At 70.8% G+C, this 12,595-nt stretch carries 12 protein-coding genes and 2 rRNA genes; 11 read left to right on the top strand and 3 right to left on the bottom strand.

The genetic code is table 11. From position 1 onward, the window contains the following. The 3 genes from VME70_11160 to VME70_11150 form a co-directional block, all read left to right on the top strand. Positions 1 to 1,167 (top strand): 23S ribosomal RNA (locus VME70_11160); the annotation flags it as partial. 82 nt (positions 1,168 to 1,249) lie between these two features. Next, a 5S ribosomal RNA gene (rrf, locus tag VME70_11155) occupies positions 1,250 to 1,368 on the top strand. A gap of 195 nt (positions 1,369 to 1,563) precedes the next feature. Further along, the gene (locus VME70_11150; protein HTW20756.1) at positions 1,564 to 2,238 is read left to right on the top strand and encodes a hypothetical protein; all 675 of its coding nucleotides are present in this window, start codon (positions 1,564 to 1,566) and stop codon (positions 2,236 to 2,238) included. Here the strand turns inward: VME70_11150 and VME70_11145 are convergent. Next, a complete protein-coding gene (locus tag VME70_11145) occupies positions 2,235 to 3,188 on the bottom strand; it encodes an MBL fold metallo-hydrolase (GenBank protein HTW20755.1) in 954 nt (317 codons plus the stop codon). The two genes, VME70_11150 and VME70_11145, sit on opposite strands and share 4 nt — an antisense overlap. Positions 3,189 to 3,289: 101 nt before the next feature. Here VME70_11145 and VME70_11140 point away from each other — a divergent pair, with 101 nt between their 5' ends. After that, positions 3,290 to 3,709, top strand: a complete 420-nt coding sequence (locus VME70_11140; protein HTW20754.1) for a single-stranded DNA-binding protein — start codon at positions 3,290 to 3,292, stop codon at positions 3,707 to 3,709. Here the strand turns inward: VME70_11140 and VME70_11135 are convergent. Next, positions 3,672 to 4,973, bottom strand: a complete 1,302-nt coding sequence (locus VME70_11135) for a DUF1015 domain-containing protein (protein ID HTW20753.1) — start codon at positions 4,971 to 4,973, stop codon at positions 3,672 to 3,674. The genes VME70_11140 and VME70_11135 overlap by 38 nt on opposite strands. 76 nt (positions 4,974 to 5,049) lie before the next feature. Here VME70_11135 and VME70_11130 point away from each other — a divergent pair, with 76 nt between their 5' ends. After that, positions 5,050 to 6,120, top strand: coding sequence for an HAD-IIA family hydrolase (locus tag VME70_11130; protein ID HTW20752.1), 1,071 nt, complete (start codon positions 5,050 to 5,052; stop codon positions 6,118 to 6,120). 28 nt (positions 6,121 to 6,148) lie between these two features. On the opposite strand, the gene VME70_11125 is transcribed toward VME70_11130, so the two are convergent. Further along, complete coding sequence (locus VME70_11125) at positions 6,149 to 6,511, bottom strand: SCP2 sterol-binding domain-containing protein (GenBank protein ID HTW20751.1); 363 nt, start codon at positions 6,509 to 6,511, stop codon at positions 6,149 to 6,151. A gap of 88 nt (positions 6,512 to 6,599) precedes the next feature. Here VME70_11125 and VME70_11120 point away from each other — a divergent pair, with 88 nt between their 5' ends. The 6 genes from VME70_11120 to VME70_11095 form a co-directional block, all read left to right on the top strand. Continuing rightward, positions 6,600 to 6,794 carry a hypothetical protein gene (locus VME70_11120; GenBank protein HTW20750.1) on the top strand — a complete coding sequence of 65 codons (195 nt, stop codon included), beginning with the start codon at positions 6,600 to 6,602 and terminating at the stop codon, positions 6,792 to 6,794. 24 nt (positions 6,795 to 6,818) lie between these two features. Next, positions 6,819 to 7,616 (top strand): TlyA family RNA methyltransferase, encoded by a 798-nt coding sequence (locus VME70_11115; GenBank protein HTW20749.1) that lies wholly within the window; start codon positions 6,819 to 6,821, stop codon positions 7,614 to 7,616. Next, a complete protein-coding gene (locus VME70_11110; GenBank protein HTW20748.1) occupies positions 7,613 to 8,506 on the top strand; it encodes an NAD kinase in 894 nt (297 codons plus the stop codon). Before VME70_11115 ends, VME70_11110 begins: the two co-directional genes overlap by 4 nt. 77 nt (positions 8,507 to 8,583) lie before the next feature. After that, on the top strand, positions 8,584 to 10,326 hold the full coding sequence (gene recN, locus VME70_11105) for a DNA repair protein RecN (GenBank protein ID HTW20747.1): 1,743 nt from the start codon (positions 8,584 to 8,586) through the stop codon (positions 10,324 to 10,326). Between the two features lie 48 nt (positions 10,327 to 10,374). Then, positions 10,375 to 11,559 (top strand): putative cytokinetic ring protein SteA, encoded by a 1,185-nt coding sequence (steA, locus tag VME70_11100; GenBank protein HTW20746.1) that lies wholly within the window; start codon positions 10,375 to 10,377, stop codon positions 11,557 to 11,559. Positions 11,560 to 11,600: 41 nt separating this feature from the next. Beyond that, on the top strand, positions 11,601 to 12,595 hold a 995-nt coding region (locus VME70_11095), incomplete at its 3' end, for a hypothetical protein (GenBank protein ID HTW20745.1).

Here is a 12,595-nt window from a genome sequence, read left to right as displayed (position 1 = left end):
AGGCTGATCTTGCCCAAGAGTCCATATCGACGGCAAGGTTTGGCACCTCGATGTCGGCTCGTCGCATCCTGGGGCTGGAGTAGGTCCCAAGGGTTGGGCTGTTCGCCCATTAAAGCGGTACGCGAGCTGGGTTTAGAACGTCGCGAGACAGTGGACATAACGCGCTGTCTATAAATTCGGCCAAATGCTGGGAACGCCGAGTATCTCGGACTACTCGTTCTTGTCAGACCCCGACCTAGGGTGCTGGCATGAGCAGTGACAATGTCACGAGTGCGGTCAATCAGCAGGAAAGACTGGATCCGTACATCGCGGGGTTCGTTGATGGAGAGGGTTCTTTTCATGTTGCTGTCCAACGTCATCCGACCACTCGGTTGGGTTGGCAGCTCGTGCCGGAGTTTCATGTCAGCCAGGACAGTTCACGGGCTGAGGTACTGCACCTCATCCGGGATCGGCTGGGCTGCGGATACATCCGGGAGAACCATTGCGGCACACGTGACACCACCTTGGTGTACGTCGTGCGCCGCCGGCTTGACCTGGTGAACCAGGTCATCCCGTTCTTCGAAGCGGAGCCATTGATAAGCGGTAAGCAGCGAGAGTTCGTCACCTTCGCCAGCATCGTTCGCTCGATGCAGGCCGGGGAGCATCTCGACGCTGCAGGGTTTGCCCGACTACGGGAGTCGGCGCTCGCCATGAATGGCGGGGGCCGTTACCGGCGGGTGCACCGTCCAGAATCCTCAGAGACTCTACGCCGAACGCCGACCTCGGTCGGCGAAGATATAGTCCGACCTGCATGGCGACATGCAGAGCCAGGCAGAAATGACCTGGCCCGAACATCGAACATTGAGGATTCGATGTTGTGGTAACAAATGTGTCGGTCCCTATCCGCCGCGCGCGCAGGAAACTTGAGAAGGGCTGTCCCTAGTACGAGAGGACCGGGACGGACGAACCTCTGGTGTGCCAGTTGTTCTGCCAAGAGCACTGCTGGTTGGCTACGTTCGGAAGTGATAACCGCTGAAAGCATCTAAGCGGGAAGCACGCTTCAAGATGAGGTTTCCCACAGGGTCAACCTGGTAAGGCCCCCGCCAGACCAGCGGGTTGATAGGCCGGAAGTGGAAGTGCGGCGACGCATGGAGCTGACCGGTACTAATAGGCCGAGGGCTTGACTCACATTCATTGCTTGCGTCCACTGTGCGGTTCCCGAGATGCGGTCGACTCGACCCTCGGGTGCACCACCACATCTCCATAGAGTTTCGGCGGCACAATGGCGAAGGGGAAACGCCCGGTCCCATTCCGAACCCGGAAGCTAAGCCCTTCAGCGCCGATGGTACTGCCCCGGGGACGGGGTGGGAGAGTAGGACGCCGCCGGACATCTTCCGAATGGCCACCCAGCGATGGGTGGCCATTCGTGTTTGTGCGCCCCATTGCGACAATGACCGGTCGCCCCGCGACCGGGCGCAGAAAGGAAGCCTGATGCCCGCCGACCGTCCCGCACCCGGGCGCCGCGAGGGACCCGCCAAGCGGGGTTCGCGACCGAGCGACCGGACGGCCCGGTCGCGCCGCTGGGTGCCCCCACCGCCCCTGCCGCCCGACATCGACCCGCGCGATCTGGATCGCAGCGCCCGCGCGGCGCTGCGCAGCCTGCCGAAGGACCTCGCCGACAAGATCGCCGCCCACCTGGTCGCTACGGGAACCCTCCTCGAGGACGACCCCGAGCAGGCCCTGGTGCATGCGAAGTACGCCCGCAGCCTCGCCCCCCGGCTGCCGGTGGTCCGCGAGGCGATGGGGCTTGCCGCCTACCGCACCGGCGACTACGCCACCGCGCTCGCCGAACTGCGCGCGGTACGTCGGATCACCGGCGATCCGTCGTACCTGCCGATCATGGCCGACAGCGAGCGCGGCCTGGGGCGCCCTGAGCGAGCCCTTGCGCTCGCCAACGATCCGGATGCGAAGCGGCTCGACCCTGCCGAGCGAGTCGAGCTCGCCATCGTGGTCTCCGGAGCGCGCCGAGACCGCGGCGAGACCGATGCCGCGATCCTTGCCCTGCAGGGCGCGGAGCTGAACCGCACGACGGTCGTGGGCTGGACCGCACGGCTCTGGTACGCCTACGCGGCCGCGCTGCTCGATGCCGGCCGGGTCGACGAAGCCCGGCAGTGGTTCGGCTCGGTCGCCACCATCGACGAGGACGGGGAAACCGACGCCGAGCAGCGGCTGGCCGAGCTCGACGCCGAGGACCGCTAGCCGCCTTCGCCGGCGGCCGCCTCCAGCCGGTCCAGCCAGCGGTTGATGCCGTTGATGTTCGCCGCTGTCGAGCTGAGGAACTCGAACTTCTCGTCCATCTCGGGCTGGGTGTACAGCGCGCGGTAACGATCGGCTGTTCGCTCGCGCACCATCGAGATCGCATGGTCGAGGTCGAGCGCGTCGACCCGCGTGCCGCGAACGGCATCGACCCAGACCTGCAGCTCCTCGGCCGCTTGTCCGAGCGCGGGGCCCACGTCGGCGACCGGGCCGAAGTGGCTGAACAGCAGCCGTTGCGGCCCGAGTTCCTCGAAGTGCTGCAGGGAGGCCAGCGCGAGGTCGAGGTCGAAGTCCGGCGGCGGGGTCGATGGCCGGAACACCTCTGCCTCGGGAATGAACAGCCCCGCGGCGTCACCGACGTACAGGTCGCCGCTGACCGAGTCGAGCAGGCCGACGTGATGCTGGGCGTGGCCGGGCGAGTAGTACGTCGTCAGCACTCGGCCACCGCCGAGGTCGATCTCACCCACCTCGTCGACCGCACGGATCCGGCTCGCTTCGGTCGGTGCCAGTGCCCCGAACACGGTGTCCATGAGGTCGCCGAACACCCGCCGGGCACTGTCCATGAGCTTGGTCGGGTCGGCGAGATGCCGGGCGCCGCGTTGGTGCACGACGATCTGCGCGTTCGGGTAGGCCGCCGCAAGGTCACCCACGCCGCCGGCGTGATCGAGATGGATGTGCGTGACGGCGATCGTCGCGAGATCCGCGGGTCCGATGCCGAGCGCGGCCAGGGACCGCTGCACCGCCGGTGCCGAAGTGGCGGTGCCGGTCTCGACCAGGCACGGGTGCTCGCTCGCGATCAAGTAGCCCGCGGTGATGCCCTGGTAGCCGGACATCAGGGTGTCGATCGAATGAACATCGTGGCCGAGTGGTGTGGTCACGACCTCGGTGTCCACAGCTGCCGTCCCTCGTGCTCGCCGTCCACAACGTGCTGCGCGGGTCGGCCGGTCGCCGACCTGAACCTCGATCCTAGGCAGGCACCGGACGAGGAGGACACATGCCCACACGAGCAGCTGGGTCGGCGCCGGCGGCCGAGCATCGCAACGAGGTGGTCGTCTGCGGCCGGCTGGCCGCGCCTGCGATCACCAAGGTGCTTCCGAGCGGCGACGAGGTCGTGAGCTGGCGACTGGTCGTCGACCGGGCGGACCGGTCGGCGTCGCAGCGGGTCGACGTGATCGACTGCTCGACCTTCGGCGCCCGGTTACGGCGCCAGGCGGCGAGCTGGACCGACGGTGATCTGATCGAGGTGACCGGGGCTTTGCGGCGGCGCTTCTGGCGAGGCGGCGCGGGTGTCCAGAGCCGATGCGAGGTCGAGGCGGTCAGCGCCGTCCGAAGAGCACGCGTCCCTGCACCCCGGAGGCAACCGGCACGCGAGCAGGTCAGGCGTCGTCAAACGAGCGGATCAGCAGCCCGGTAGCCGGTTTCGGCACGAACAGCGTGGACTTGCGCGGCATCCGATCGCCGGCCGCCGCGACCGCCGCCACGTCCGCAACCGGCGTCGGGTTGAGCAGCAGGGCGATCCCGCCGCCGGCGGCCGCCGCATCGACCGCAGAGCCCACGTCGTGGTGGAACTGCACGACCTCCTCGCGGTCGTCGAGGCCCCACAGGGTTGCGATCAGGAAGGCGTGGGTGACGCTCACGTCGAGCGCGCGCCAGGCCGCCGAGCGGTCGGCCGGAAGCGCGGCAGCAAGTCCAGCGGCGTCGGGTTGGGTCAGCAGCCAGGCCCGGTTTCCGTCGGTCACGACGAAAGCGACGCCGTCGAGTCCGGCTTTGGCGAGCGTGTCCTCGGCGGCGCTCAGCCCGCCTGCGATCTCCGTGACCTCGAAGCCGGTCGCCGCCTGCTCGATGGCGCGGCCAGCCGCCAGCCCGGGGATCGCCCGGTGAATGGCGTGCACCTGTGGCCCGAACGCCGAGCCGTCGACCAGGAACGCCAGCCCGAAATCCCACGGGCCGCTCCCGTCCCCGGCTGCGTGGCGCTGCGCCTGATACTGCAGGTAGGTCGCGTAACGATGGTGACCGTCGGCGATCACGGCTCGTCGCGAGTGCAGGTCGTCGGCAATGCCAGTGAGCGCGGTGGCGTCCGTGATCGCCCAGACCCGGTGACGAAGGCCGTCGGAGGTCGTCACGTCGATCAATGGCTCGCTCTGGTCGGCCTCCGCGACCGCGCGGGCAGCGGCGCCGCCGCCCTCATAGACCAGGAAGATCATCTCGAGGTCGGCCTCGGTGGCAACCATGAGCGCCAACCGGTCGGCGACCGGGCCCGCCATGGTGTTCTCGTGCGGCAGCACGATCGCGTCCTCTGCAGGGGTGAGTCCGAGCGCACCCACGAGGCCGCGCTGGACGTGCCCGCCTGCACGCTGTTCGTAGACGTAGAGCGCGGGCTGCTCGTCGGGCACCAGGATGCCGTCGTCGCGCCACTGCGCCATCAGCCGGGCGGCCACCTGGTACCGGCTGTCGGCAGAGGGGTCGCCGGGCTCGTCGCGCGGCAACGTGATCCGCACGACGTTGTGCGGCTCCTGAGCCTCCAGGTGCGCGCGCTGCGCCTCATCGATGACGTCGTACGGCGGTGCCAGCACGTCGGCGAGCGCGACTCGGCCAGGGTCGTAGCGCAGTGCGCGGAACGGCGCCAGGATCAGCCCGTCCGGCCTGGGAAGCGGGTCGGATGCAGCACCTGCGGCCATGTCCGCGATGCTACGGGCAGCGGGCTCCGCCGGGCGGCGGCAGGCTGCCCGGGCGAGGACGCCGCGAAGGAGCGGAATGACAGCACCGTCGAGGGTGCCGCCAGGGCTGGTTGCGAGCAGCGGCTCACTCGTCTCCGGCTACGACCTGCTGCTGCTCGACCTCGACGGTGTGGTGTACATCGGCGGCCGGGCCGTCCGCGGCGCTGCCGAGGCGCTGAACGCGGCCCGGGCCGCCGGCGCCCGGGTGGTCTTCCTCACCAACAACGCGTCGCGACCGGCGAAGGTCGTGGCGGATCAGCTTCGCGGGCTCGGCGTACCGGCCGAGGACGGCGAGGTACTGACGTCGGCGATGGCGGCCGCCCGCCGGCTCGCCGAGGACCTCGAGCCGGGCGCTCCCGTCCTGGTCGTCGGCGGCGACGGCGTCGAGACCGCCCTTGCCGACGCGGGACTGCGTCCGGTGCGCCGTGCCGAGGACGGTCCGGTCGCAGTGGTCCAGGGGTTCGCGCCGGACGTCGGCTGGCGCTCGCTCGCCGAAGCCATGGTCGCGCTGCGCGCCGGTGCCAGGTGGGTCGCGACCAACACCGACAAGACCTTGCCGTCCGAGCGTGGCCCACTGCCCGGGAACGGGTCGCTGGTCGGGGCGCTCGCCATCGCCAGCGGCCTCGACCCGGAGGTGATCGGAAAGCCGGAGCCCGCGCTCTATCTCACGGCTCGAGCGGACTGCGAAGGCGCGCGGCCACTCGGAGTCGGTGATCGGCTCGACACCGACATCGAGGGCGCACGGCGCGCCGGGCTGCCGTCGCTTCTCGTGCTCACCGGGGTATCGACTCCGGCCGACGTGCTGGCCGCGAGACCGCAGGTACGGCCGAACTACGTCGGTCGGGACCTCGGCGCACTGCACCTGCCGCACCCGTCGGTCGAAGTCGACCGCGATCGTGCGACGTGCGGCTCGGCATGGGCCAGGCGGGACCGGCAGTCCGTCGACATCTCCGGCGGCTCCGACGACCCCGCCGGCGATGGAGCGACACCGGACGGGCTTGACCCGTTCCGCGCGCTCTGCGCCTTGGCGTGGACCGAGTCGGCCGACGGCTGGAAGGAGCGACGCGGCGGGTACGTCCGCGCGCTCGATCAGCTCGGCCTTGGCTGACCGCCCCCAATCCCGATCCGGGAGTTGATCAGAGGACACCCAACAGCGCACGCAGCCGCAACATGTCGCGCATCGGCGCAGACACGTGCACCCGCCCGCGCAGCCAGGCGCTCAGGATGTCCTCGCGGCCTTCGGCCAGCGCGACCAGGTCCTCGCTGTCGAGCGTCACCCGGACGTCCGCGATCGACGGGAGGGTCGAGATCTCCGAGTGCAGGGCGACGTCGTGCACGCCGGTCTCGTCGACCCGGGCGGTGAACCACACGCCGAGATCCGAGACGATGCAGATCACGGTACGGCGCGGCAGGTGGCGGCTCTTGTCCTCGTCGTTCAGCCCGTCAATCGTCGCGACCAGGCGATCGACCGCCCGCCGGCACTGCCTGACCGTCGCCATGTCAGACCCGGGCGATCCCGCACGCTGCCGGCCACACGGCAGGCGACGTTAGCGCAACTCGCTGCCGTCGTCGGATACCGTCGCGGCGATGAGTGAGGACCAGGGCACCCCGCAGGACGTCGGGCCGGAGGAGCTCGAGCCGACCGGGGTGGCGGCTGCCGACTCCGCGCTCGACCGGTTGCGCGACCTCGACACGGCAGCGTTGGAGGACCACGTCGAGATCTTCGACGACGTCCACCGCCGGCTGCACGACGCCCTCGCCGAGCTCGACGACGAGCAGTAGCCGGCCGATGACCGTCGTCCGCTGATGGCCCGCAAGGAGCGGTTGGACGCCGGGCTGGTCCGCCGTGGCCTGGCCCGTTCGCGCCGGCACGCGGTTGAGCTGATCGCCGAGGGCCGGGTGCAGGTCGCCGGCATGCCGGCCGACAAGCCGGCGACCGGCGTCGACCACGACGCCGCGATCCAGGTCTGGAGCACGGACCGCGATCGAGTGGTCTCTCGCGGCGCGCACAAGCTGACCGGCGCACTCGACCATTGGCCGGAGCTACCGGTAGCGGGTCGGCGAGTTCTGGACGCCGGAGCATCGACCGGCGGGTTCACGCAGGTGCTGCTTGCACGGGGCGCGACCGAGGTGGTGGCGGTCGACGTCGGGTACGGCCAGCTGGCCTGGGTGCTGCAGTCGGACCAGCGGGTCGTCGTCCACGACCGAACCAACGTGCGTGACCTCACCCCGGCAACGATTGGGGGGCCGGTCGAGCTCGTCGTCGCCGATCTTTCGTTCATCTCGCTGACCGTCGCCCTGCCGGCGCTGGCGGGCTGCCTGGCTCCTGGCGGAGACTGCGTGGTGATGGTGAAGCCGCAGTTCGAGGCCGGCCGGGCCAACGTCGGCCCGGGCGGGGTCGTTCGCGACCCCGCGACCCGGATCGCTGCGATCCGCCGGGTCACCGCCGCGGCCGACGCGCTCGGGCTGGGAACGGTCGGAGTCACCGCGAGCCCGCTGCCCGGGCCGGCCGGGAACGTCGAGTACTTCGTCTGGCTGCGCGCCGACGCGGGGACGATTGACGACGCGGCGATCACCGCCGCCGTCGAGGCAGGCCCGCAGTGAGCGGCACCGAGGGTCGCGCGATCCTGCTGGTCGCGCACGCCCGCCGGCAGGCGGCGATCGACGTGGCCCGCGACCTCTCGCGCCGGCTGTGCCAGGCGGCGGTGACGGTCCGGGTGCTGGACACCGAGGCACCGATCCTCGACTGCTCGGGCGGCGTGCCGGTCCCGGCCGACCAGCATGCGGCGGAGCACGCGGAGCTGGTGATCGCACTCGGCGGGGACGGCACATTGCTGCGCGCCGCCGAGCTCGCCCGTCCCAGTGGCGTCCCGCTGCTCGGCGTCAACCTCGGTCACGTCGGCTTCCTGGCCGAAGCCGACCCGATGGCGATCGACGTGACGGCGGAGAAGATCCTCGCCGGCGACTACTTCGTCGAGGAGCGCCTTGCGCTCGAGGTCGCGGTACGACGCGACGACCAGGTCGTGATCCGCGACTGGGCTCTCAACGACGTCTCGGTCGAGAAAGAAGCCCGCGAACACGTGATCTCGCTGGTGCTCGCGGTCGACGGCCGGCCGGTGTCGCGTTGGTCGTGCGACGGGATCGTCTGCGCGACTCCGACTGGCTCGACGGCGTACGCGTTCTCCGCCGGTGGCCCGGTGGTCTGGCCGCAGGTCCAGGCCCTGCTGGCCGTGCCGCTCAGCGCCCATGCGCTGTTCGCCCGGCCCCTGGTGGTCGCGCCGACGTCGACGGTCGGGATCGAGCTGGCCGATCCTGCCAAGGTCGCGGTGATGTTCTGCGACGGCCGGCGGTCTCACTCCCTGGAGCCTCAGGACCGGCTGGAGATCGTCCGCAGCTCCGAACCGGTCCGGCTGGTGCGGCTGCGCGACACGCCGTTCACGCAGCGGCTGGTCGACAAGTTCCAGCTTCCGGTGCAGGGCTGGACCGGAAGCTGATCCGTGGCGCGGTTCGGCGCCTCCACAGCCCGGCGCGGCAGGCCGTCACGGTCCGTGGCTCGCCGTAGGCTCGAAACGTGCTCATCGAGCTTCGCCTGCGCGGACTCGGCGCGATCGACGACGCCGTCCTCGACCTCGGCCCGGGGTTCACCGCGATCACGGGCGAGACCGGAGCGGGCAAGACCATGCTGCTCACCGGCCTGGCTCTGCTGCTCGGCGGCCGCGCGGACGCTGCCCTGGTCCGGTCGGGACACCCGCGCGCAGAGGTCGAAGGACGCTTCAGGATCGCCATGGACGGGCTGGTCGCGCAGGCGGTGGAGGCGAGTGGTGGCGCGCTCGACGGCGACGAGCTCGTGATCGTGCGGACCATCGGCGCCGATGGCCGTTCCCGCGCCTACCTGGGCGGTCGCGCGGTGCCGGTGGCGACGCTGGCGGCACTGGCCGATGACCTCGTCACGGTGCACGGCCAGGCCGACCAGCGCGGGCTGCTGCGCCCCGCGGTCCAGCGCGCGGTCCTCGACGCCTACGCCGGGCCGGCGGCTGCGGCTGCGGCAGCCGACTACCGCGAGGCGTTCGCACGCCTGGCCACGATCCGAAGCGAGCTCGACGAGGTCACCACCCACCGCCGGGAGCGAACCCTGGAGGCGGAAGGGCTGCGGCAGGGTCTGGCCGAGGTCGACGAGGTCGCGCCGCAGGCCGGCGAGGATCGCTCGCTCGCCGGCGAGGCCACCCGGCTCGGTCACGCGGAGGCGCTGCGCAGCGCGGCGGCGGCCGCCCACGAGGCACTCAGTGCCACTGCCGAGGGCCCGGATACGCCGTCGGTGCTCGGCCTGCTGGGGGCTGCCCGGCACGAGCTCGACGCGGTACGCGGTCACGACCCGCAGCTCGACGCGTTGGCGGCGAGGGTCGCAGAGGCGTCGTACGCGCTGGCCGACGTCGCCGCCGACCTGTCCGGGTACGTCGACCGGCTTGACGCGGACCCGGTCCGGCTGGCCGCCGTCCAGGAGCGGCTGAGCCGGCTCACGGCACTCACCCGGCGCTACGCCGCGGACATCGACGGCGTACAGGCCTGGGCAGTGAGCGCCCGGGAGCGGCTGGCCGCGCTCGACGACGACGACACGCGGATCACCGAGCTGACCGCGGCGCGCGACGACATCCTCGCCCGCCTGACCGATGCCGCCGCCCGGCTGTCGCAGGCACGAGCGGCCGCCGGGCGCCGGCTCGAGACGGTGATCTCGGCGGAGCTGACCGGGCTGGCGATGGCGGATGCCGTGCTCCCGGTCGTGGTGAGCCAGCGGGAGGATCCGCACGGGATCCTGGTCGGCGGCCGCCGGCTCGCGTTCGGCCCGTCCGGTGTCGACGAAGTCGAGTTCCGGCTGGTCGCTCATGCCGGTGCACCCGTGCGCCCGCTCCATCGCGGCGCCTCAGGGGGTGAGCTGTCCCGGGTCATGCTCGCGGTCGAGATCGTCCTGGCCGGCAGCGATGGCGTGTCGACCTTCGTGTTCGACGAGGTTGATGCGGGCGTCGGCGGTCGCGCGGCGATCGAGGTGGGGCGCCGGCTCGCCGACCTCGCACGTACGGCGCAGGTGATCGTGGTCACCCACCTGCCACAGGTCGCCGCCTTCGCCGACCGGCATGTGGTGGTGGCGCGAAGCGCGGAAGGTCTCGTGACGTCGACCGAGGTCGACCTGGTCGACGGCCAGGCCCGGCTTCGCGAGCTGTCGCGGATGCTCGGGGGACTCGAGGACAGCGCGCTTGCCCAGGATCACGCGGAGGAGCTGCTCGCAACGGCGGCCGCGGCAAAGACCGACCCGGCCTGACGACGGGTTGGGCTTATTGGCTGCCTCGCTCTGGCAAACTTCCGGGTAATGAGGCTTGCGACGCTGCGGCGGACCCGCGCCGGCGACCAGCCGCCCGGCGTGGTCGGCACGGTGCGGCTCGACCGCCGGACGAAGACGCTGACCCGCCGGCTGCGTCCGGGCGACATCGCCGTCATCGACCACGTCGATCTCGACCGGCTCGCGGCCGAGGCGCTGGTGCGGTGCCAGGTCGCCGCGGTCGTCAACGTGGCGCCCAGCATCTCCGGCCGATACCCCAACCTCGGCCCCGGGATCTTGCTGGCCTCGGGTGTCCCGCTGGTCGACGACGTCGGGCCGGAGGCCTTCGGGCAGCTGCGTGAGGGCGATCGCGTCCGGCTGTACGAAGACACCGTCTTCGACCTCGACGGGCGGATCCTCGCCAAGGGGGCGGAGCAGACCGTTGACACGCTCGCCCGGTCGATGGCCGAGGCCCGCGAAGGGCTGTCCACCCAGCTCGAGGCCTTCGCCTCCAACACGATGGAGTACCTCCGCCGAGAGCGCGAGCTCTTGCTCGACGGTGTCGGCGTACCCGACATCGCGACCCCGCTCGAAGGACGCCACGTCCTGGTCGTGGTCCGCGGCTACACCTACCGCGAGGACCTGGTCGCGCTGCGGCACTACATCCGCGAGTACAAGCCGATGCTGATCGGCGTCGACGGGGGAGCCGACGCCCTGCTCGAGCGCGGCCTGAAGCCACATCTCATCGTGGGTGACATGGACTCGGTGAGCGACGAGGCGCTGTGCTGCGGCGCCGAGATCGTCGTGCATGCCTACCGCGACGGGGCGTCGCCCGGCCTGTCCCGGGTCCAGGAGCTGGGCATCACGCCGGTCGTCTTCCCCGCAGCCGGCACCAGCGAGGACGTCGCGCTGCTCCTCGCCGACGACAAGGGCGCATCGTTGATCGTCGCCGTGGGCACGCACGCGACGTTGGTCGAGTTCCTCGACAAGGGCCGCTCCGGCATGGCAAGCACGTTCCTCACCCGCCTGCGGATCGGCGGCAAGCTCGTCGACGCCAAAGGGGTGAGCCGGCTCTACCGCAGCCGGATCCCGATGGCCACCCTCATCCTGCTCGTGCTCGCCACCGCCATTGCGTTCGCGGTTGCGTTGTACGTGACCCCCGGCGGCGCGCTCTACCGCGAGTACTTCTCGACCGACTGGGAGCACTTCACCCGCTGGTTGCACGGCCTGCTATGACCGCGATGGGGGGTCGCGCCGGGCGCCGGCGCGGTGCGGTCATGCTCGCGGTACTCGGGCTGGCCGTCGGTGTGTGCGGGTCCGCGGCCGGAGCGGTTCGCACTCCGCCGCACGCGGTCACCCTCACGGGCGGCAAGAGCCACTTCTACGACCTGTACCTCCCCATCGTGGGATCGCCGAAGTACGCCGTCTACACCGCGCAGCCGTATCCGTACCAGAACGAGACGCTGCACGTCCGCACCGCCAAGGCCAAGACCTCCACGCTGGCCTTCGACCCGAACGATGACATCGAGCCGACTTCGCTCGCCGCGGGATCGTTGACCGGCTCGGATGTGTTCGCGGACACCGGCAGCGGACTTGTCCCCGATGCCGCGGAGTGGTGGAACGTCGGCTCGGGCGAGCACGGGGTGCTGATGCTGGCGAGCACCGATGCGTATCTGTCGTCGGCTCCCGACGGCGTGCTCGCGATCGGCCCGAGCGGCGAGCTGCAGGACCATCCGACCGCGGGCGGTCGGGACCGCAAGGTGGGCACTCCGTTCCCGAAGGCCACGAGCTCGTCACCGCCGGTCGCGGTCGCCGGCGACGCCGGGGTGGTGCTCGCGTTTCATCACAGCTTCCGGTACATGGCCTGGGCCGATCCGGGTGTGTTCACGACTCTCGACGTCGGCGCGACCGGGGATACCGACCTGTTCTGCAGCTCGGTGACCTCGGGAGCCGCCGGCTGCGGCGGGATCGATGCCACCGGTCACCCCCTGGTGCTGCGGGTCCCGTTGACCGGCTCGGCGCCGGTGGTCACGCAGCTGGCTGCCTCTGCCTGCCCGAGCGCGATCTACCTGACCTCCGCGGTCACGGCCTGGTCGGACGGCTGCGAGCGCACGATCAACACGGTGCCGGCTGGTGCCGGTACGCCGATTGCGAGCGGCCCGGCGTACGTCCAGGAAGGGGTCGGCCTGATCGGCGCCTTCGGCAAGCTGGTCATGGCGGTGGACCCCGGGCACCGCTACGCCGTCGATGAGGCCGCTACCGCGAGCGGCAG

This window comes from Mycobacteriales bacterium (genome assembly GCA_035504215.1).
Classification (GTDB): domain Bacteria; phylum Actinomycetota; class Actinomycetes; order JAFAQI01; family JAFAQI01; genus DATAUK01.
The sequence above is the reverse complement of the archived record's forward strand: the minus strand, read 5'-3'. Positions and strand labels throughout refer to the sequence as shown.